The sequence below is a fragment of the Ensifer adhaerens genome (genome assembly GCF_002940685.1).
Lineage (GTDB): Bacteria > Pseudomonadota > Alphaproteobacteria > Rhizobiales > Rhizobiaceae > Ensifer > Ensifer adhaerens_E.
This window is the reverse complement of sequence record NZ_PNFP01000007.1, coordinates 24,081-45,201: the sequence shown is the minus strand read 5'-3', so window position 1 is coordinate 45,201 and position 21,121 is coordinate 24,081. Positions and strand designations below refer to the sequence as shown.

At 64.7% G+C, this 21,121-nt stretch carries 19 protein-coding genes; 15 read left to right on the top strand and 4 right to left on the bottom strand.

The genetic code is table 11. The annotated features are described in order from the left end of the window. Positions 1-323 precede the first annotated feature (323 nt). The 9 genes from C1A35_RS15085 (at position 324) to C1A35_RS15045 (ending at position 9,359) form a co-directional block, all read left to right on the top strand. Positions 324-779 carry a helix-turn-helix domain-containing protein gene (locus tag C1A35_RS15085; protein WP_104665113.1) on the top strand — a complete coding sequence of 152 codons (456 nt, stop codon included), beginning with the start codon at positions 324-326 and terminating at the stop codon, positions 777-779. Positions 780-803: 24 nt separating this feature from the next. After that, complete coding sequence (locus C1A35_RS15080) at positions 804-2,675, top strand: SARP family transcriptional regulator (RefSeq protein ID WP_104665112.1); 1,872 nt, start codon at positions 804-806, stop codon at positions 2,673-2,675. A 29-nt stretch (positions 2,676-2,704) separates the two neighbouring features. Next, the gene (locus C1A35_RS15075) at positions 2,705-2,926 is read left to right on the top strand and encodes a hypothetical protein (RefSeq protein WP_104665111.1); all 222 of its coding nucleotides are present in this window, start codon (positions 2,705-2,707) and stop codon (positions 2,924-2,926) included. A 61-nt stretch (positions 2,927-2,987) separates the two neighbouring features. Continuing rightward, on the top strand, positions 2,988-4,181 hold the full coding sequence (locus tag C1A35_RS15070) for a YcaO-like family protein (RefSeq protein WP_104665362.1): 1,194 nt from the start codon (positions 2,988-2,990) through the stop codon (positions 4,179-4,181). Beyond that, the gene (locus C1A35_RS15065) at positions 4,178-4,903 is read left to right on the top strand and encodes a TfuA-like protein (RefSeq protein ID WP_104665110.1); all 726 of its coding nucleotides are present in this window, start codon (positions 4,178-4,180) and stop codon (positions 4,901-4,903) included. Before C1A35_RS15070 ends, C1A35_RS15065 begins: the two co-directional genes overlap by 4 nt. Before the next feature lie 119 nt (positions 4,904-5,022). Then, the gene (locus C1A35_RS15060; protein WP_158665079.1) at positions 5,023-5,259 is read left to right on the top strand and encodes a hypothetical protein; all 237 of its coding nucleotides are present in this window, start codon (positions 5,023-5,025) and stop codon (positions 5,257-5,259) included. 454 nt (positions 5,260-5,713) lie between these two features. Next, on the top strand, positions 5,714-6,751 hold the full coding sequence (locus tag C1A35_RS15055) for an isopenicillin N synthase family dioxygenase (protein ID WP_104665108.1): 1,038 nt from the start codon (positions 5,714-5,716) through the stop codon (positions 6,749-6,751). 49 nt (positions 6,752-6,800) lie between these two features. Then, positions 6,801-8,162 carry an O-acetylhomoserine aminocarboxypropyltransferase/cysteine synthase family protein gene (locus C1A35_RS15050; protein ID WP_104665107.1) on the top strand — a complete coding sequence of 454 codons (1,362 nt, stop codon included), beginning with the start codon at positions 6,801-6,803 and terminating at the stop codon, positions 8,160-8,162. Between the two features lie 171 nt (positions 8,163-8,333). Continuing rightward, complete coding sequence (locus C1A35_RS15045) at positions 8,334-9,359, top strand: NADP-dependent oxidoreductase (RefSeq protein ID WP_104665106.1); 1,026 nt, start codon at positions 8,334-8,336, stop codon at positions 9,357-9,359. Positions 9,360-9,486: 127 nt separating this feature from the next. Here the strand turns inward: C1A35_RS15045 and C1A35_RS15040 are convergent, their stop codons facing one another. The 4 genes from C1A35_RS15040 to C1A35_RS15025 all read right to left on the bottom strand — a co-directional run bounded on the left by C1A35_RS15040 (position 9,487) and on the right by C1A35_RS15025 (position 14,261). Further along, on the bottom strand, positions 9,487-11,259 hold the full coding sequence (locus tag C1A35_RS15040) for a hypothetical protein (RefSeq protein WP_158665078.1): 1,773 nt from the start codon (positions 11,257-11,259) through the stop codon (positions 9,487-9,489). A gap of 234 nt (positions 11,260-11,493) precedes the next feature. Then, complete coding sequence (locus tag C1A35_RS15035) at positions 11,494-11,754, bottom strand: hypothetical protein (protein WP_104665104.1); 261 nt, start codon at positions 11,752-11,754, stop codon at positions 11,494-11,496. A gap of 432 nt (positions 11,755-12,186) precedes the next feature. Further along, entirely contained in the window at positions 12,187-13,251 is a 1,065-nt protein-coding gene (locus tag C1A35_RS15030) for an HAD family hydrolase (protein ID WP_440271533.1), read from the bottom strand. Between the two features lie 44 nt (positions 13,252-13,295). After that, positions 13,296-14,261 (bottom strand): formylglycine-generating enzyme family protein, encoded by a 966-nt coding sequence (locus C1A35_RS15025; protein ID WP_104665360.1) that lies wholly within the window; start codon positions 14,259-14,261, stop codon positions 13,296-13,298. A gap of 279 nt (positions 14,262-14,540) precedes the next feature. Between C1A35_RS15025 and C1A35_RS15020 the strand changes: the two genes are divergently transcribed. The 6 genes from C1A35_RS15020 to C1A35_RS14995 all read left to right on the top strand — a co-directional run bounded on the left by C1A35_RS15020 (position 14,541) and on the right by C1A35_RS14995 (position 20,974). Next, positions 14,541-15,512, top strand: coding sequence for an AAA family ATPase (locus C1A35_RS15020; RefSeq protein ID WP_104665103.1), 972 nt, complete (start codon positions 14,541-14,543; stop codon positions 15,510-15,512). A 16-nt stretch (positions 15,513-15,528) separates the two neighbouring features. Then, positions 15,529-16,524, top strand: coding sequence for a DUF58 domain-containing protein (locus C1A35_RS15015; RefSeq protein ID WP_104665102.1), 996 nt, complete (start codon positions 15,529-15,531; stop codon positions 16,522-16,524). A 68-nt stretch (positions 16,525-16,592) separates the two neighbouring features. Next, on the top strand, positions 16,593-17,051 hold the full coding sequence (locus C1A35_RS15010; protein ID WP_234822874.1) for a DUF4381 domain-containing protein: 459 nt from the start codon (positions 16,593-16,595) through the stop codon (positions 17,049-17,051). Then, positions 17,038-18,042 (top strand): vWA domain-containing protein, encoded by a 1,005-nt coding sequence (locus C1A35_RS15005; protein WP_104665100.1) that lies wholly within the window; start codon positions 17,038-17,040, stop codon positions 18,040-18,042. The genes C1A35_RS15010 and C1A35_RS15005 overlap by 14 nt, the downstream gene beginning before the upstream one ends. Then, entirely contained in the window at positions 18,039-19,610 is a 1,572-nt protein-coding gene (locus C1A35_RS15000; RefSeq protein WP_104665099.1) for a vWA domain-containing protein, read from the top strand. Before C1A35_RS15005 ends, C1A35_RS15000 begins: the two co-directional genes overlap by 4 nt. Continuing rightward, positions 19,607-20,974 (top strand): BatD family protein, encoded by a 1,368-nt coding sequence (locus C1A35_RS14995; RefSeq protein ID WP_158665077.1) that lies wholly within the window; start codon positions 19,607-19,609, stop codon positions 20,972-20,974. The genes C1A35_RS15000 and C1A35_RS14995 overlap by 4 nt, the downstream gene beginning before the upstream one ends. The last annotated feature ends 147 nt before the right edge of the window (positions 20,975-21,121 follow it).

The window sequence follows — 21,121 nt, the reverse complement described above, 5'->3', positions numbered from 1 at the left end:
AGCGCAAGTACGTAACAGTAACGGCGACCGTAACGGGTCGCCGAGAAGGCTTGTACGACGAAGAGCTGCTGCTCGGGGCGGCATCCCGCCACAGGACCGATTCGCCGCGCGACAGCGACCAACGCCGTCTCCGCGCGCCTGCCGGCATGCCATCATGCCGGGACATGTCCCGATCGCGACGGTCATTGTCCCATGCGCCCCGGGCAAAATCACCAAAGCGTCGCAAATCTTTGTGTTTTAGCCCGTAGTGATTGCATCAGGCCATTTATTCAAGCAAACTCATATGTATGAATTGACCACTCCTACGTGCGGAGGAAATACAAGTGAACACGAAAGCCCCCAGCCAGATCGATGTCTTTGTCGGTTCCCGCGTCAGGATGCGTCGGTTGATGGCCGGACTGAGCCAGGAAAAGCTGGCCGACGGTCTCGGGATCACATTCCAGCAGGTACAGAAGTACGAAAAAGGCACCAACCGCATCGGCGCGAGCCGTCTGCAGGCGATCGCCGATATCCTCGGCGTGCACCCGAGCTTCTTCTTCCAGGAGGGTGAAGACCCCGCCGGCGCGCGCAACGGTGCGGGCGACACGACGCGCGAACCGAGCGAAATCTCGTCCTTCGTTTCGTCGAAGGAAGGCATCGCGCTCAATCGCGCGTTCCTGAAGATCACGGACCCGGTGCTGCGCAAGAAGATCATCTCGCTGGTAGCAGCCGTTGCCCAGACGCCAGAGACCGAGAGCCCCCGCGCTGCGGCGAGCCACGCTCAGGACCTGCACGGCTAAGCACCGCGCGACAGGAACGACCGGATGACATTCAGACTGCAGACCCTCGGGCGTTTGCAGCTCGTCGATGGCGACGGGCGTGAAGTTGCTTTCCCGGAAAAAGGTCTGCTGATCCTGTGTCATCTGATCGTCGGCGGGATCAGCGAGCAGTCCAGAAACGAAGTCGCCAAGCTGTTGTGGGACGAGATCGTCCCGAGCCAGGCCTTCGTCAATCTGCGCAAGACGATCTCCCGCATCAGCGCACGCCAGCAAGAACTCGGTTGTCACTTCCTGAGTTTTTCGCCGTCGGTGGTGCGTCTCGATACCACCCTGCTCAAGAGCGATCTCGATACCATCGGGCGTGAGGCGGGCGATCCGCTTTCCCGTCTCCAGTGGGCGGTAGAGACTTTCCAGGAGGACTTCCTCAAGGACCTGAAATCCCAGGGCCAGGCACTGCATGGCTGGATCGAGCGGCAGCGGTGCGAGCACATGGCGCTCTTGCGCGAAAGCCTGCTTCTGGCCGCGCCGGATGCGACGAACAATCACCGCAAGCTGGTCAAGGCGGCCGCGACCCGGCTGCTCGAGCGCAACCCGCTCGACGAGGACGTCCGCAAGATCCTGACGCAGGCGTTCCAGCTCGAAGGCAACCACCTGGAGGCGCGGGCAGTCTTAAACAGCGGCACTGCGGTCGCGTCGGCCGGCCCGGAGTGGCGGCCGGTCTCGACGGTATACGCGCCGACGCCGGAGCCGGCTGTCGACACGCGCCTGCCGCGCGTCGTCCTGTTGCCGCCCAACAACGGCGCGATCGACAGTCCGGCAACACAGTTTGCGAGCGCATTGATCGAGGACGTGACCATCGGGCTCTGCGCGCTTCGCTCGGTTTCGGTGATCGCGCCCTATACCGCCGCCCAGATCAGCCTCCAGGCCGACAAGGCCAACACGTACCAGAAGCACGCCATCAGCTACATTCTCGACACGCGCCTCACCAACGAAGGCAACCGGCTGACGCTCTTCACGCAGTTGATCTTCTTTGCCAATGACGAGGTGATCTGGGCCGACCGCTTCAATCTCGACGGCGACGGACTGATGACCTCGCGACGCGAAATCGCGCGCCAGATCGCGCTGGCCATCGCGAGCCAGGTGGACCGCAACGAGACCCATCGCAAGACCTACGAGACCAATGTCGGCTCCTACCGCAGCTTCCTGCTCGGGCAGCGCTATCTCAAGCAGCTCAACCTTCCGGAGGTGCGGCGCGCCCGCAAGAGTTTCCGCGAGGCGCTCTACCAGAACGGCGACTTCGCGCCCGCGATGAGCGGCCTGGCGCGCAGCTACTTCGTCGAATGGCTGCTGACGGCCCGCGGCGATGCAGAATTGCTGGCACTCGCCGAACGGCATGCACGCGACGCGGTTGTCGCCGACGACACGCTGGCGACGGGCTACCGCGAACTCGGCGTCGTCAAACTTTACCTCCGGCAGTTCGACGAGAGCATGGAATTCCATGACAAGGCGGAAGCGCTGAGCCCGCAGCATGCCAACGTGATTGCGAGCTACGCCGATACGCTGGTGCAGGCCTCGCGGCCGGAAGGCGGGCTGCGCAAGATAGAGGCGGCACTCGACCTCAACCCGATTGCGCCGGACGAGTATTTCTGGACCGCGGCCGGCGCCAGCTACTCGCTCGGCCGATACGAACAGGCCATCGCCTATATCGAGCGCATGCGCGACCCAACGCCGGCCGATCGCCTGTCGGCAGCGAGCTGGGGCATGCTCGGCAACCAGAAAAAGGCCCGTCAGTTCGTCCGCAAGACTTTCGACGTGCACCCGGATTTCGATCTCGACAAATGGATCGCCATCGTTCCCTTCAGAGAGGAATGGCAGCGAATTCACTATTGCGAAGGCCTGCGCAAGGCGGGCTTCTGATTTCTCACATCAAGCAACAGGAGGGGCAGATGGCGAAAGTGGTAGTGATCGGCTTGGCGGGCGACGACAGGCTTTGGGTTGCGGATCTGGACGCGGGCACGGTGTCGCAGATCGCGAAGCCGAAGCAAGGACCGCTGGCCGTGGCCAACGACCTGCGCATCAGCAGTGGCGCAACGGTACACAAGGGCGTCAATCTCGCCGTGGCTGCAGCCTCGTCCGACTCCGTTTCCGGCGGGTTCATGGACGGCTAGTCCACGCGTGGCGCAAACCACCGAAATTGGCCGGCCGCCGGACGGGCATTTCAGCCGCCCGGTGGCCGGCCCACTTTCCTACAGCGATCGCGCTTGCCCGCCCGAGGAAACGTTCCGGCGGATCGAGGCATTCTTGCCGGCGCTCGGCGTCAGCCGGCTTGCGCGACTGACCGGGCTCGACCGGATCGGCATCCCCGTCTGGAGCGCGGTATCGCCCAATGCGCGATCGATCGTCATCAACCAGGGAAAGGGCGTCACCGATATCGACGCCAAGGTTTCGGCGGCCATGGAAGCGATCGAGCGCGCCATAGCCTGCGCGCCGTTGGTGCCGGCAAGAACGGCGACCGCCCGGGCGCTGTTTGAAACCGGCGATCGGGCGCTGCCGCTTGCCGGGCTCATCGCGGCCGGGCAAGCGGATCTTCAGGACGACGAAACGATCGACTGGCTCCGGGGCTTTGATCTCTTAGACGGCGCGACGACGTGGGTTCCGCGCGAAGCGGCAATCCTTGACCGGACGATTGACGGCTGCCGCTACTGGCAATCCTCCGATGGACTGGCCTCGGGCAATATCGAGGCCGAGGCGATCCTGCACGGATTGCTGGAGCGCATCGAGCGCGACGCCGAAACGCTCTGGCGGCTGCTGCCGCTTGGCGGCAAGCACCGGGGCTGCATCGATCCGGCATGCTTGGAGGACCCCGTTCTCGACGGCCTTGCAAAGCGGATCATGTCTTCGGGCCTGGATCTGCGCCTGTTCGACATGACCAGCGACATCGGTGTTCCCTGCTATGCGGCAACCTTGGCCGAAGCGGGCATCCTGTCGGCCAGGCAGCCCCGCTATCACGACGTGACCATCGGCCATGGCGCCCATCCGCTGGCGCGCCGCGCGGCCATCCGCGCAGTGACCGAGGCCGCCCAGTCGCGATTGACCTATATCAGCGGCGCCCGCGACGACGTCTTCCCGGAAACATTCGCCCGAAACTTGCCCGAGGAAACGCAACGCCTGTTTGCGGCCATGCCGCAACGCAGAACCGTGGCATCGACAGAAGCCCCGACCGGGCCGCAGCCGCTGCTCGACTTCGTGCTGCGGCGGCTCGAAGCGGCCTGTATCCGGACGGTCGTCGTCGTCCCGCTCACGGAAGACGCTGCGCCTTTTTCCGTGGTCAAGGTTGTCGTGCCGGCTCTCGAAAATCCCGACGGTGCGCGCAAGCGCCGCTTTGGAGAACGGGCGCTCGCCCGTGCGCTGGAGGCTGGATGAACGTCGTCTTCATTGGCCCGACGCTGCCGGACGCACGCCACGCGGCAAACAGGGATCTCATCGTCCGCCCGCCCGCCGTTCAGGGCGACGTCCTGCGCGCGGTCGAAGACGGCGCGACCGCCATCGGACTGGTCGACGGCAATTTCGAGAACGTCGCGCCCGTCTGGCACAAGGAGATCCTCTACGCGCTGTCGTTGGGCGTGCAGGTCTTCGGCGCCGCCAGCATGGGCGCGCTTCGCGCGGCGGAATGTGCTGCCTACGGCATGGTCGGCCTTGGCGAAATCTACCGGCAGTACGCCGAAGGTGCGCGCGTGGACGACGCCGACGTCGCACTCATCCACGGCCCCACCGAACTCGGCTATCTGCCGCTGACCCTGCCCCTCGTCAACGTCGATGCGACGCTCAAGCGCCTTTTGCATAGCCGGGCCCTTGCTCCGGAACTGATCGCGTCGCTCGACGCGACAGCGTCGGACATGTTCTACAAGGAGCGCAACTGGGCCCGCATCGTCGCGGGCGTCACGCTGCCGGCGGGGATCGATGCTCACCGTCTCGTCACGCTGCTAGCGACCGAATATGTCGATCAGAAGCGCGTCGACGCTGAGCAGTTGCTCGATATGCTGCGACGCACACCGGCCCAACGGACGGTTGTAGCGCAAAGCTGGAAATTCAATTCTACCAGCATGTGGAAGAGGTTGCTAAGTCAACCTGACGCTTCATCTTAAGGATGCGGTTTTCAGATACAACGTGTGTCACGCTCATGTCACGCGCACTGCCGCGAAGTCACGCTATGATTGGCCACGCTGGACAGGATCTGTTGATCCAAAGGGAGCTGGGGAGAATCATGCTATCTTCATTTGCTGTACCGGTGGAACCGGAAGACAAGGAAAAGGAGCTCTTGGCACTGGCTCGTCTTGTCACCTATGCGCGCGACTCCGCCAAGACCCTCAACGTCGAAGGCGTCCAATACTGCCTCGAGCTGGCGCTGGCGTCGCTGCTCAAGGAAGCCGAGGACTGCGGCAGCCAGAGAGCGCATCTCACCAACGAACTGATGACACGCCCGAGCCTCGGCCGCTGCTGAGCCGTCGCGCGTATACTGGGATGCCGTCATCGCGGACCTCCGCGGATCGTTGGTTTCGCGGATGAACGACGAAACCTGGACGGTGTCGAGGCCAATGACAGAATAGCCCCGTTTCGCTCCAGGCGAAGCGGGGCTATTGCTGTTGCTCGTTTTGCGGGCATGCGCCCCTCGCTGCGATGACAGGCGGCTTCGCGGTCGAAGCCATCGTCGCCGTTGGACCGAGCGACTGCCCGGAAAAAATCGGAAATCAGTCGGTCAGGACGGAAATTTCCCGTGAACCGTTTCCGTTCGAAAGCATGCTTCGCGCTTTCGTTGAAATTTAGTCCATATTTTCCATAGACAATATTGAGTGAAAGTGCCGCCTCCGGTTAGGCTTCGTGCATCATGTGCGACCCGCGGCAGGACCAATTCTCACCCACTGCCCTAAGCACCCGAATGACGAAGGGAGACCAGCTTGAGCCAGACAAATCCGACCCTACCCGTCCTTGACCTCGCGCGTTTTGCGGCGGGCCATCCCGAGCGGGCCGCAGCGCTCGACGGACTGCGCAGCGTTGCCCGCTCGGTGGGCTTCTTCTATCTCCAGGGCCACGGCATTCCGCAGGAGGAGATCGATGGCATTCTCTCGCTTTCGCGTCGCTTCTTCGCGCTGCCGGAGGATGACAAGCTGGCGATCGAGATGCGCAAGTCGCCACATTTCCGCGGCTACAATCGCGCCGGCCTCGAGTTTACGCGCGGCACCCAGGACTGGCGCGAACAGGTCGACTTCGGCCCGGAACGCCAGAGCCTCGATATCGCGACCAGTGACGCGCCGTGGAAGCGGCTCGTCGGCCCAAACCAGTTTCCGGACGCCCTGCCGGAGCTGAAACCGGCGATCCTCGGCTACATCGAAGCCGTGACCGGGCTCGGCATCCGGCTGATCGAGATATTTTCCGAGGCGCTCGGCCAGAGGCCCGATGTCTTCGGACCGATCTATCGCGACGGCCCAAACCAATTGCTGAAGATCATCCGCTATCCCGGCCGCGACAAGACCGAAAGCGATCAGGGCGTCGGCGCCCACAAGGACGGCGGCTTCGTCACCATCCTGCTGCAGGACGTGGTCGGCGGTTTGCAGGTCGACGACGGCAAGGGCGGCTGGATCGATGCGCCGCCGAAGCGCGGCACCTTCGTCATCAATGTCGGCGAACTGCTGGAACTGGCATCGAACGGCTATCTGCTCGCCAACATCCATCGGGTGGTCACGCCGCCGGCCGGCGGCGACCGGCTTTCGGTCGCCTTCTTCCTCGGCGCCAACCTCGCCTCGACCATCCCGGTGCTCGACCTGCCGAAGGAGCTTGCAGCCGAGGTGCGTGGCGTCACCCAGGACCCACAAAACCCGCTCTTCCACGAAGTCGGGCGCAACGTGCTGAAATCCCGGCTGCGCTCGCACCCCGATGTCGCCGCCGCCCACCACGCCGATCTGCTGGAACAGCAGAAGGCGGCCGTGCCCGCATGACCAACGACGCTGCCGATCCCCCCAACCCGAAGAGCCAAGGAGACATGCGATGACGATCCATCAAAAGCCGGAGGAAGCCGCAGCCGAGATCAAGGCGCCGACCGGGCTGCGCGAGGCCGGCTCGCGGCTACATCCCGAAACGCTGGCGCTGCACGGCGGCAGCTATCGCTTCGATCCGGCAAGCGGCGCCGTCGCCGTGCCGATCTACCAGACGACCTCCTATCAGCTGCCCGGCACCGACGGCGCCGACAAGCTCTTTGCGCTGGAGGCGCCGGGACATCTCTATACCCGCGTCTCCAACCCGACGCAGGACGCCTTCGAACAGCGGCTGGCGGAAATCGAAGGCGGCGCGGCGGCGCTGGCGCTCGGCTCCGGCCAGGCGGCCTCGGCCTTCGCGCTGCTGAACCTTGCGCGCGCCGGCGACAACATCGTCAGCGCCGCGGGCCTTTATGGCGGCACCTGGGCGCTGTTTGCCGCCACGCTCAAAAGCTTCGGCATCGAGGTGCGTTTTGTCGATGCCGCCGACCCCGAGGCCTTCGCCCGTGCGACGGACGACAGGACGCGGGCCTATTATGCCGAGTCCCTGCCGAACCCGAAGCTGGAGGTTTTCCCGATCGCCGAGGTCGCCGAGATCGGCAAGCGCTTCGGCGTCCCGCTGATCGTCAACAACACGGCAGCACCGCTGACGATCCGGCCGTTCGATCACGGCGCCGCGGTGGTCGTCTATTCGACGACCAAATACATCGGCGGTCACGGCACCTCGATCGGCGGCGCGATCATCGACAGCGGCCAGTTCCCCTGGCACGAACATGAGGCGCGCCACCCGAACCTGCACGAGCCGGATCCGAGCTACCAGGGCAAGACCTGGCTCGAAAAGGCCGCCACGATCGCCTTTCATCCCTATATCCTGCGCGCCCGCGCGGTGCTCCTGCGCGACCTTGGCGCCGCCATCAGTCCGCTGAACGCTTTCCAGTTCATCCAGGGCCTGGAAACGCTGCCGCTCCGCATCCGCCAGCACAACGACAATGCCATCAAGGTGGCCGAGTTCCTCCGCACCCACCCCAAGGTGGCGCGGGTGATCTTCCCGAAGTTCCAGGACGGCGAGGCCGAGGCGCGTGCCGCAAAATACCTGCGGAACGGCCACTACGGTGCGCTCGTCGGTTTCGAACTGAAGGACGGACGCGAGGCGGGGCGCCGTTTCATCGACGCGCTGAAGCTGCTCTATCATGTTGCCAACATCGGCGACGCACGCTCGCTGGCCATCCATCCGGCAACAACGACGCATTCGCAGCTGTCGGAAATCGACCAGCTCAAAACCGGCGTCACCCCCGGCTATGTCAGGCTTTCGATCGGCATCGAACATCCGGACGACATCATCGCCGACCTCAGACAGGCGATCGACGCCGCCTGAACGCGCTGTCTTCGCGATTGCCGCGGGCTCACCCATCAGGGCGAGCCCGCGGAACCGTTTTGGGTTCAAATCGAGGCCTGTAGGCCTTTGTTCCGTTTCATGCGAAAAGAGGCGCGTGTCGCGCGGCCAGTCGCCGCGGCGCATCGGGGCACAGACAGGAAGGAAAAGACAATGAGCAAGAACACCCAGGTCCTGCTTGCCGCCCGGCCATCCGGAAAACCGGCGCCGAGCGATTTCCGCATCGTCGAGACGGCGATCCCGGAGCCGGCGGACGGCGAAGTTCTCCTGAAGGTCCTCTACCTTTCGCTCGATCCCTATATGCGCGGCCGGATGAATGCCGGCCGGTCCTACGCAAAACCGGTGGAGATCGGCGCTGTCATGGAGGGTGGCACCGTCGCGCGCGTCGTCCGCTCGCGCCACCCGGACTTCAGCGACGGCGATTTCGTGCTCTCCCATTCCGGCTGGCAAAGCTATGCGCTGTCGCGCGGCGCCGAGCTACGCAAGCTCGATCCGGATGCAGCCCCCCTCTCGACAGCACTCGGCATTCTCGGCATGCCCGGCTTCACAGCCTATGCCGGACTGCTGACGATCGGCCAGCCGAAGCCTGGCGAGACGGTCGTCGTGGCGGCTGCGAGCGGGGCCGTCGGCTCGGCGGTCGGCCAGATCGCCCGCATCAAGGGCGCGCGTGCCGTCGGCATCGCCGGCGGTGCGGACAAATGCGCCTTCGTTCGCGACACGCTCGGCTTCGATGCCGTGATCGACCACCGCGCGCCTGATTTCGCCGAACAACTCGCCGCCGCCTGCCACAAGGGCATCGACGTCTATTTCGAGAACGTCGGTGGCCACGTCTGGGATGCGGTGTTCCCACTGTTGAACGACTTCGCCCGCGTGCCCGTCTGCGGCCTGATCGCGCACTACAATCAGCCCGCCGGCGCGCAAGGCGGCCAAGACCGGCTGCCGGGCGTCATGCGCGAGGTGCTGAGCCGGAGCCTGCTCATCCGTGGGTTCATCCAGCGCGAATTCGCCGATCAGCGGCCCGCCTTCTATCAGGAGATGGCCGGCTGGATCAAAAGCGGTGCGGTCCGCTACCGCGAAGACGTCGTCGACGGCATCGAGAATGCGCCGGACGCGTTCATCGGCCTGCTCGAAGGCCGTAACTTCGGCAAGCTGGTGATCCGGGTCGCCGCTGAAAGCTGACCATCCGCTCGGGCCAATGGTTGCTGGAGCATGTCGCACAAAAGTGCGCAGCGGTTTTGCGATAACGACATGCGCTAAATCAATAACTTAAAGCGCACGGAGCGAATCTGAAGGATCGCGACGCGCTTTAGCGGGCGGCCGGATGCAAGCCGGCCTTGGCGAGACCGTCATCGAGGAGAGTGATCAGCTCCGGTGCATAGCCGCGGGCGGCCAGTTCCGTTTCGTGCGGCTGCGTCGTGCGCGCTTCGTTCAAGCGCAAACCGTCCATGGCGCCGGTCGCTTCCCGCATCAGGCCGAGCTGACCCGCCGCTGCCACGCGCAGCAGGTTGACGGTCGTGTCCGCCGGATTGGCAAGCTCCCGGGCGCGCCTGAGCGCTTCACGGTAACGGCCGCTCCGATAGTCTTCGAGTGCTAGGGTCAGCGCGGCGTCGTGATGCAGATACTCGCTGCCGGCGTCCGCCGCACGGGCAAGGTTGACCCCCTCGGAATAGGCGCCGCTTACGAAAAGCAGCAGGCCGAGCCGCGCCGGGATCGCGTCGTCGAGAGGATTGAGCGCCGCCGCACGGCGGCCGGAGATGAACGCCGCTTCCGTCTCGCCGGCCGCAAAGCGCGCCTGCATCTGGGCGACGTAGCTCTGGCTCGATTGCGGCGCCAGCGCAACGGCCTTGTCTGCCAGCTTCAGCGCACGCTCAGCCACCGTCGGTGCGGCACTCGCCTCGCCGGTCGCAACCAGAACTATCGCCAAGCTGGCCAAGACGTCGGCGTCGGCAACCTGGTAGGCCACCGTTTTCTCGAGGCAGCCATGGGCCAAGGCCAGTCCCTCGGCGTCGATCCGCGCCAGCGCGACATCCGCCTGAAGCACGCAACCGTAACCGATCGACGGCGTCACCAGTTGCCGCGCAGCCTCCAGGCTGACAATGACGCCCTCTTCACCGGCAAGCGAAAGGGCAAGACGGGAGAGCAGCTTTTCCCGGATCTCCCGCGCATCGCCGCTGTCGAGCGCCGCCTTCGCGCTGCCCGCCCTCAAGGCCTCGTTGCTCTGCACATCGATCACCTGCCAGGAGACCTCATGCTTGCGCTCGTCGGTGCTGTAGGCGACCGACAGCCTGTATTCCTTGCTGCCCTCCAACTTGACCGGCGGCGCGGACGAGACCCATCCCGTTATCGACGCCACGTCCACGCCCGCCGGCGAGGGCTGCGCGAGTGTGCGGACGGCGGAAAACTGGGAGAGCGCATGGACCAGATAGTCTCCCGCCTTCTTCTGCACGTCGTCGTCGGCCCCCTGCCGCATCGGCACGTCAATGACGATCGTCGGCTTGGCCGAGAATACCGGTTGCCAGGGCAGGCGATCGACAACGGACATGTAGAAGGCGCCGGCCATGAGCACCAGGCCGGCCCCGAGCGCGGCGAAGCCGGCGAGCGGGAGCAATCTGCGCGAAGCGACGGGCGGCGCAATCGCCAGTTCGACGGGCTGTTCGCCTGCCAGCTCAGCAGCCGGCGCCACGCTCTCGGGCAGCCCCCTCAAGGGCTCGCTGCCGATCACGAATTGCGGAACGTAATTGCCCTTCGGCAACTCGATCCGAAGTTCGGCTCTTTCGCCGAGCGCCTCGTAATACTGTGCCATTGCGGCGCGCAGGCGCGACGCCTCCACGCGCACGATCGGATCGGTCGCGGGATCGAAGGAGGCGGGCCGTCCGAAGACGTCTATGGCGATCGTATAGGCTTTCACCTGACCCGAACGGCCAGCGAAAAACTCGTCGACCAGGTATCGCAACAGCTTGCGATGACGTTCGGTCGCGTGAAACTGGCTGTCGGCAAGAATGCGTTCAAGGGCGGCTCGCGCCTCGCATTCTGCAACGGCACTGCAATTCATATGACCCGCATTTCTGCTGGCTTCCATGATGCGCTCCCAACTGCCACAACCCCAAAGAGAGTGCAACGCGAGGCGAACTCTAGACGAGAGCTACCGTTGCAGGAAGAAGAATATCGCACCGTCACAAAATATTTTTGTCAAACAATTGAATCATTTCATATCGGAACAGGAACTACCGACAATTCCCATAGAATTCTTGTGGGGTTTTCGTCGAGCCGACAAGCTCAAGAGGAGGTAATCATTAATCACAATGGACTAGTCTCACGTCCCCGTATCGGCGATACAGACGGAAATGACCTCTTCTTCGATCTCTCGACAGATCAATTCATACTCCGAGATGATCGAATGATCCAGAGGGGCGAGACGCCTCTGCCGGTCGAGCATCGAGCTCGCCTCCTCATAGGCTTCGCAGAGGCTTGCCAAGGACTGATTCTTGGCGCTGAGCAATTGCAGCTGGCCGCGCAAGGCCGGCAGCTTGAGCATAAGCTTCAGAAGTCCCCGTTGAGAGGCTGCGCTGGGCATGGGTTACCATCCGTCTGAACGACAATCGATGCTCATGCTTTGACATTCCCTGGGGTGTCCATGACGACCAGACACCGTTACGGGCGGGGCATCGGCTCGCCGGTCGGCGCTTTGTGGCCAATCCGGCCCTTGCTTGCCTCTCCCCTCAGCGAAAAGTGGCACGAACGCCGATTTTCGGAAGTACGTAACAGTAACATTGGCTCGGATTGGCCGGCGCCTTCAGGATCTCCATCTCGAATCGGATGGAATCTGCGATCACCGCCAGACAGCTGGCGCCACGCGATGGATCCTGGCAAATGCACAGCGACAGGGATGGGCGTACAGTTTAGCCCCTCCGCGCAGGGGTGGCCGGCCAAGGTCCGCACGTGGCTCCTGACACCTGGCTTTCGGCATCGAGCGCTGGCGCCCGTCGGCGCCGGCGGTCGGGCCCGCCTATTTTTCGAAGGCGTAGATCTTGCGCCAGTCGTTTTTCATGTCGACCAGCAGCCAATTCCTCTGCTCGGCCTCGGTCATCGCCTTGTCCAGCTTGCCGACGGGCGATTGCCGGTCATAGGCCCATTCGCGCTCTCCGTCCGTATGGTGCACGATCAGGCCGAAGCGCGCGCCCGGGCCTGCCGTTACCCAACGCAGCATCTCGTAGTCGCCATCGGAATTGCCTGCGGCGAAGATCGGCCTGCGGCCGATAAAGGTGTTGATCCCGACCGGCTTGCCGGCACCATCGTCGATGAAGTCGATCTTGGGTTCACGCATCAGCACCGGTGCGTCGCCATCAAGCTCGTACTTCGTCGTGATGCTGCTGCCGACGACCTGTTCAGGCGGGATGCCATACATCTGTTCGGTCATCGGACGCATGAACTCGATGCCGCCACCGGAGACAATATAGGTCTTGAAGCCGTTTGCCCGGAGATAATCGAGCAGCTCGCGCATCGGCAGGAAGGTGATCTCGTTATAGGGACGGTCGAAGCGCGGGTGCCTCGCGGTCGCGAACCAATCCTTGACCGTTTTCGTGAAGGCATCCGTCGTCATGCCCGCATGGGTCGCCATCACAAGCTCGACGATGCCTTTCTCGCCGGCCGCGGCAACCCCGGCCATATCGCCCTTCAGCAGCGATGCGAACGGCTCCTTGTCCTTCCATTCCGGATGGTCAGGCGCCATCGCCTTGACGCGGTCGATGGCAAACATCCCCTGGAAATAGTTCGGTTGCTCGGTCCAGAGCGTACCGTCGTTGTCGAAGACCGCGATCCGTTCCGCGGGCGCCACGAAGTCGGCGCTGCCCTCGCTCGTAACCCGCGTGACGAAATCGACGATCTGGGTTTTCGCCGCGCCATCGTTCCACGATGGGAGAACGTCGGCCGGTGCATCGGCCGCCACGAGGGCAGCAGGCGGCGCAAAGACCGCGGCGAACAGGAGCAGCAGACCGGCCAGACCGAAACGGCGTCGCCGTCCTCGGGAGTTCTTGTCCGGCACAGAACCGGATCGCATCGCTGTTGCCGTCATCATCCATCCTCCTGGCGCTACGATTCTCAAGATCTCTGGCCGGCTCAGGGCCGCCGAATGCAACGGAAACCGATATGGGTCGTCGCCGCGTTTTCCTCGTGCGCATGGCGCGCCGCCGGCCGGTAGCGGCGGCAATAGTTGGGCGCGCAGAGATGCGAACCGCCCTTCACCACGCGGCGGGCGATATGGATCGTCGGCTGCCGCGGGTCGAAGCTTGCCTCCCGGTCGCCGCCGCGCGGGTTGGAGGGAATGCAGCAGCTCTTTTGCGCCGGGGCCGGGTGACGGGTCGACCAGTAGTCGCTGGTCCATTCCCAGGTGTTGCCGATCATGTCGTAGAGGCCGTAGCCGTTGGCGGGAAAGCTCGCGACCGGCGAGGTCCGCTCGAAACCGTCGGGCTTCAGGTTTTCCGTCGGGAACATGCCGTGCCAGGTGTTCGCCATGAAGCGTCCCTCGGGCACCAGTTCGTCTCCCCAGGCAAACTCCGCGCCCTCGAGCCCGCCTTTGGCGGCAAACTCCCATTCGGCCTCCGTCGGCAGGTCCTTGCCCGCCCATGCGGCATAGGCCTTGGCGTCGAGATAGGAGACCTGCACGACCGGATGGTCGAGCTTGCCGCGGATGTTGCTCTGCCGCCCGTAGGGCCGTCGCCAATCGGCGCCGAACTTGAAGTTCCACCATTGCGAAGGGCTGTTGCTGGTCACCCGCTTCGGCGGATCGAAGATCACCGAGCCCGCCCGCATCATCTCCGGCAGGGCGCCGGGATAGTCCTTCGGGTCCGGCACCTTCTCGGCCTCCGTCACGTAGCCGGTCGCCTCGACGAAGGCTGCAAACTGCCGGTTGGTGACAGGCGTGACATCGATCCAGAAGCCGTCGACTTTCACCGGGTGGGCCGGCGCTTCCTCCGGATAGTGCCTGTCCGAGCCCATGAGGAAGGTCCCGCCCTCGATCCAGACTTGCTTGCGGGCGCTGATGGCCGCCGGCGTTTCGTCGACGAGGGGCATTTTCGGGGACATTTGCATATGGCTCTCATCTCCCTGGGCACCGTCGGCAACCGAACATGCGAACGGCAGAAGGCAAGGTAGCGCCAAATGCCTGCCGGCCAAAGTACGTAACCGTTACGCAGCCGCTCGAAACCATTGGGCGCGCAAGCAACGCGCCATGGGGCACGGCCGCCATCGCCGCTCAGGCCTTCGTTACTGTTACGTGCTTTCCAATCGGGCTGATTTGACAATAAGCTCTTACAAAAGTTCATGAAGACTGATGTTGCCGGAAGGGCAAGGGAGCAGGGCCTCATGGGTGCACGCGACGATATCCAGCAACTCGGCAAGCGCATCGGTGAAGCGATCATCGGCCAGGAGGGCATGATCGAGCGCTTGCTGCTGGGGCTGCTCAGCAACGGCCACCTCCTGGTCGAAGGCCTGCCGGGACTGGCGAAGACCCGCGCGATCAAGAGCATGGCCAAGAACCTCGACGCCGAGCTCTCCCGCATCCAGTTCACGCCCGACCTCTTGCCCGCCGACATCACCGGCTCCGAGGTCTATTTTTCCGAGGGCGGCAAGGGCGCGTTTCAGTTCCAGGAAGGGCCCATCTTCGCCAATCTCATTCTCGCCGACGAGGTGAACCGGGCGCCGGCCAAGGTGCAATCGGCCCTGCTCGAGGCGATGGAGGAGCGCCAGGTCACGATCGGCGGCAAGAGCCACACGTTGCCGGACCTATTCCTTGTGATGGCGACCCAGAACCCGATCGAGCAGGAGGGCACCTACCCGCTGCCGGAGGCACAGCTCGATCGCTTCCTCATGCACATCCAGGTCGATTATCCGGACGCAGCCTCGGAAGCCGACATCATGCGGCTCGTGCGTTCGGAGGAAACCAACGCCAAATCGAACAACCATGCGAACGAGAAGCTTGCCCAGGACGCGGTCTTTGCCGCACGCAAGGAAATAGCGGCGATCACCGTTTCCGAAGCGATCGAGAACTACATCGTCGCGCTGGTGATGGCGACCCGCTATCCCGACAAGGTCGACAAGGATCTCGCCAAGTGGCTTCAGGTCGGGGTCAGCCCGCGCGGCGTCATCGGCCTCGACAAGGTGTCGCGGGCGCATGCCTGGCTCGACGGCCGCGATTTCGTCACGCCCGACGACGTACAGGCAACCGTGCACGACGTCTTTCGCCACCGGCTGGTGCTTTCCTACGAGGCGCATGCCGGCGGCACCACCGCCAACCAGGTGATCGACCGCATCGTCGAGCTCGTCGCGGTCGCCTGAGGATGGAGGTTCGCCGATGGCCATGTCCCTGCCGGCTCTCGCCCGTTCCCGCGGCATCATAAAGTCCCGCGCCGTCGAAACGACCGGCGTCTATACGTCCGTGGACGCGCTGGTCGGCCTTGAAGCCATGGCCCGCGACCTGACGTTCCTGCGCAAGGCGCCGGTGCGCCGTCTGCTTGCCGGGCGCCATGAATCGCGCATGCGCGGCCGCGGCCTCTCCTTCGAGGAACTGCGCAACTACCTGCCCGGCGACGATATCCGCGCGATCGACTGGCGGGTGACGGCGCGTACCGGCAAGCCAGTCGTCCGGGTCTATGACGAGGAGAAGGATCGGCCGGCGCTGATCCTCGTCGACCAGCGCATCAACATGTTCTTCGGCAGTCGCCGCGCGATGAAATCCGTCGCCGCGGCGGAGGTCGCAGCGCTTTCCGCCTGGCGTGTTCTGGCACTCGGCGACCGGGTCGGCGGCTTCGTCTTCGGCGACGAGGAGGTCACCGAGGTGCGCCCCTACCGCAGCCGCGAAGCGGTGATCCGGCTCGCCGACAGCATCGTTCGCCACAACACGGCACTGCAGGCGCGTTCGCAGGCGCCGCACGGCGCCGAGCAGCTCGACGTCGTGCTGACGACCGTCGCCAACATCGCGCGGCACGACCACCTTGTCATCGTCATCAGCGATTTCGACGGCTACAGCCTCGAAACCCGCGACATGCTCCTGAAGCTCTCGGCCCACAACGACGTGATCTCCGTGCTGATCTACGACCCCTTCCTGCTCGAACTGCCACGCAAGGGCGATATCGTCTTCAGCGGTGGGCTGCTTCAGGCCGAGGTGCAGTTCGGCCATGGCGACGCGCGCGAGGCGATCGACAGTTTTGCGCGCAAGCGCGGGCGGGCACTGCGCGCCTGGCAGGAGGAACTCGGCCTGCCGATGCTGCCGATTTCAGCGGCGGAAGAAGTGGCACCGCAGCTGCGCACGATGCTCGGTCAACTTGCCAGCCGGCAACGGAGGCGATGATGGCGACGGCGCCTCCCCCGAAAGACCCGCTACTCGAGGCCGCCCTTCGGGGGCTTGCGGATATCGCCTTGCCTCAGCCTGTCTCGATGATGCCGCAGACCACGGCGTGGGCAGTGCTGGGCTTCTTGATACTGCTGCTGATCGCCTTTGCCTGCTGGCGCTGGTACCGGCGCTGGGAGGCCAACCGCTACCGCCGGGAGGCGCTCGTGGACCTCCGGAAGATCGAGGCCGGGCTTGCGGCAACCACGACCCGCGGCGAAGCGCTCGTTGCCCTGCCCGTCCTCCTGAAGCGGACAGCGCTGTCGATCTGGCCGCGCGAATCCGTTGCCGGCCTGCATGGCACCGGCTGGACCGGGTTCCTCGACGCCCATTCCGGCGGCCCCGTCTTTCCGATCGCCTCTGCGCGTTTCTTCGAGGAAGCGGAATATCGCGGCAGCCAGGCGCTCGCGACGGTTCCGGAGCCCGAGGCGCGGGCCTATGCCGCCGCGGCACGTCACTGGATCGAGGCGCACCATGTACGTGCTTGACTACGCCTGGGCGCTGATCCTCCTGCCGCTGCCTTTCCTCGTCTGGTGGATGCTGCCGCCCTACCGCGAGCAGTCGGCCGCCGTCAGGGTGCCGTTCTTCAAGGACATCACCGCGGCCGCCAATCTCGGCCCGACCGAAGGCTCTGTCGTTCCGAGGACCAATCTCGGCCAGAAGGTGATCGCGCCGATCTGCTGGACGCTGATCGTGCTGGCGCTGGCGCGGCCGCAATATGTCGAACCGCCGATCGAGAAGACCGAGCCGCAGCGCGACCTGATGCTGGCGATCGATCTGTCGCAATCCATGGACACGCGCGATTTTCGCGATCCCGCCGGCAACCTGCAGACCCGCGCCGAGGCGGTGCACAAGGTGGTCGCCGAGTTCATCGACCGCCGGCCGAACGATCGGCTCGGCCTGATCGCCTTCGGCGATGCGCCCTATCCGCTGGTGCCGTTCACGCTCGACCACAAGACCGTCAAGCTGATGCTGGCCGACAGCCTGCCGGGCATGGCAGGCCCCCGCACCGCGGTCGGTGACGCCATCGGGCTCGCGATCAAGATGTTCGATGTGAGCACCGCACCGGACAAGGTGATGATCCTCTTGACCGATGGCAACGACACCGCGAGCAAGATGCCACCCGACAAGGCCGCCGATATCGCGGCGGAGAAGAAGGTGGTCATCCACACGGTCGGCATCGGCGATCCCAACGCTCAAGGCGAACAGAAGCTCGACACCGCGGCACTGCAGCAGATCGCCGAGGCGACGAAGGGGCGGTACTTCTTCGGCCAGGATCAGGCCGGCCTGCAGAATATCTACGAACTGCTCGACCAGTTGACGCCGGCAAACCAGAAGACGCTCTCCTGGCGGCCGCGCATCGAACTGTTCTACTACCCGCTTGGTGCTGCACTCCTGATCGTGCTCGCCTATCACGCCGCCATGTGGCTCCTCTCTTCGCTCGCCGATCGCCGCCAGCGCCGGGAGGCAGCGCCATGATCTCGGATTTCCACTTTCTGAGGCCGCTCTGGCTGCTGGCGCTCGCCGCCGTCCCGCTGCTGATCTATCTCGTCACCCGGCGTGGCGACGTCCGCTCGCAATGGCAGGACATGATCGCCCCCCACCTGCTCGATCATCTGCTGATCGACAAGGGCGGGAAGCGGCGTTTCCAGCCGGTGCACATCACCGCGGCGCTGATTGCCGTCGCGGCGATCGCCACCGCCGGTCCGACCTGGCAGCGCGAGCGGCCGCCCTTCGTGGAGGACACGGCACCGCTGGCGATCGCCATCGACCTCAACGCGACGATGAACGCGACCGATATCTCGCCGACACGGCTCGAACGCGCCAAGCTGAAGGTCCAGGATATTCTCACCCGCAGGAAGGGCTCGCGCACCGCATTGTTCGCCTATGCCGGCTCCGCCCACATGGTGCTGCCGCTCAGCGACGATGCCGCGCTGGTCAAAACCTATCTCGCCGCGCTGTCGCCGCAGATCATGCCCGTCGACGGCAAGGATACGGCCAAGGCTCTGCAGGAGGTCGAAAAGGCGCTCGCCAACGAAACCGTGCCCGGCACGATCCTCTTCATGACCGACGGCGTCGAACGTTCGGCCTTCCAGGCCTTCGGTCAGTATCAGGGGCGCAACGCGCTCATGGTGCTCGGCATCGGCACGGCCGAGGGCGGGCCGGTCAAGACGGCGGACGGCGGGTTCCTGAGCGACGCGACCGGTGCGCATGTCAGGGCGAAGCTCGATATCGACGGCCTGAAGGCGCTGCAGTCCGCATCCAAGGCCGAGGTTGCGACCATAACATCCGACGATGCCGACGTTGGCTGGATCATCCGGCGCATCCAGACGAATTTTGCCGCGAAGACCGCCGAGGGACTGACGCGCTGGCACGATCTCGGCTGGTGGCTGACGATCCCGATCGCCGTCTTCGGCCTCTTCTGGTTCCGGCGCGGCTGGACCATACGCTGGGCCGTCTATCTGCTCGCCGCCACGCTGCTTGCCGGCAACGAACGCGCGGAAGCGGCGGACAATCGCTTTCTCGACCTGTGGCTGACACCGGACCAACAGGGCCGCCGCGCCTTCGAACGGGGCGATTTCCCGGCTGCGTCCGAAAAATTCGCCGATCCAGACTGGCGCGGCGCGGCGCTCTACCGCGCCGGCCGCTTCCAGGATGCGATCGATGCCTTTGCCGAGAGCGATACGGCGGAAAGCTACTACAACCAGGGCAATGCCCTCCTGCATCTCGACAAGGCCGAAGAGGCGATCGCCGCCTACGGGCAGGCGTTGAAGCGCCATCCCGACTGGCCCGATGCCAAGAAGAACCTCGAGATCGCCAGGAAGCGCAAGGCCGACAAGGACAAGCAGGAACAGGACGCGCAGCAGGAACAGGCCGGCATCGACCCCGATCAGGTCCAGTTCGACGACAAGGGCAAAAAGGGGACGGAAGCCACCGTTCAGGGCGGACCGCAGACGGCCGACATGTGGATGCGCAACATCCAGGTGTCGCCGGCCGAACTGCTGGCGCGAAAGTTTGCCATCGAAGCAAAGGAGGCGGCACCGTGACAGCCCTCCCCGCCCTGACGCGTCTGCTCGTCTGCATCGTCGGTCTTCTGCTCTTGCCTGTCGGCACTGCCATAGCCGCGGATCCCTTTGCGCGCGCGACGCTCACGACCAAGGGCACGATCTACGCCGGCCAGCAGGTAGAGGTCGATGTCGACGTCTTCGTGCCGAACTACTTCCTCTCGCCGCCGCAGTTTCCCCTGTTCGATCTTCCCGGCTCCGTCGTCACCATGCCCGACGACCGCGGCTTGAACCTCAACGAGACCGTCAACGGCGAGGCCTTCTCCGGCATTCGCAAGACCTACGCCATCACCCCGCAGACCGCCGGCGACTATGCCCTGCCGGCCGCGGTCATTCCGTTCGGCTATGCCGCCGTGCCCGGCCAGACAAGCCAGGGAAAGGTGACGCTGCCGCCGCTCAGGTTCACGGTTGCCGCGGTTCCGGGCGGCGAAGGCGGGACACCCGGCGTGACGGCCGGAGAGATCACCATCACCCAGACCTTCGACCGCGATCCTGCGGGGCTGCGGGCCGGTGATGCGCTTGTGCGCACGGTCTCCATTCATGCCGCCGGTCTCGCGCCGATGATGATCCCGGTGCCAACCCTCGATGCGCCGGCGGGCGTGCAGGTTTATGTCCATGACCCGGTCCTGTCGCAGGAGCGCACCTCGCGCGGCGATGTTACCGCCGGGCTGCGCACCGATACGGCGACCTACGTCTTCACCAAGCCCGGCCATTTCACCCTGCCGGCAATCGCACTGCAATGGTTCAACCCCACAAGCGGGCAGACGGAAACAGCAGAGGCGGATGGCGCCCTGGTCACGGTCGGCGCGGCACCGGTGACCGAGGGGACGCTCGCCCCACCCGCACCGCCCCCGGCCGAGGAGCCTTTTGACTGGCTCTGGTGGGGCGGCTGCGCCGCCACGCTCCTCGCCATCGGCCTGTTCATCCAGCTCGCCGCCAATCTCTGCGGACGGCTGGAAGTCTGGTTGACCGCTGTCCTTGCCCGCAAGGAGCAGTCCGAGGCGACGGCGTATCGCCGCGTGGTAGATGCCTGCATGAAGCACGATGCGGCGGGGCTGGACGCAGCCCTCGACCGCTGGTCGCGCCAGACCGGAAACGTGCCGCTTTCAAAGTGGATCGATCGCTTTGCCGACCCGGAAACGAAGGCCGGTTTTGCGCGCTACCGTGAGGGCCGATACGGCGCTTCTCGCGCACACCACGACGTGATCGACCTTGGGCGACTGCTGCGGGGCCTGAAGACGGCGCGACGGCGGTGGCTACAAAAGACCTCCGGCGGCGGACAGGAAACAGGCGATTTACCCGATCTCAATCCGCGCTTCGAAAACGCCGGGCGCAGAACGCTCTGATCCCCTTTCAGGCAGCGCTTAACCGCCGCGCGGCCGCATCGTAACTGTTACGTACTTACCCGTTGGTGTGTCTCCGCGCAGATTGCCCCGGCAAATTGAACTTTGCCGGCATTCCGAGAGCGATTTGTCTGCTGCCTCAGGGAGACT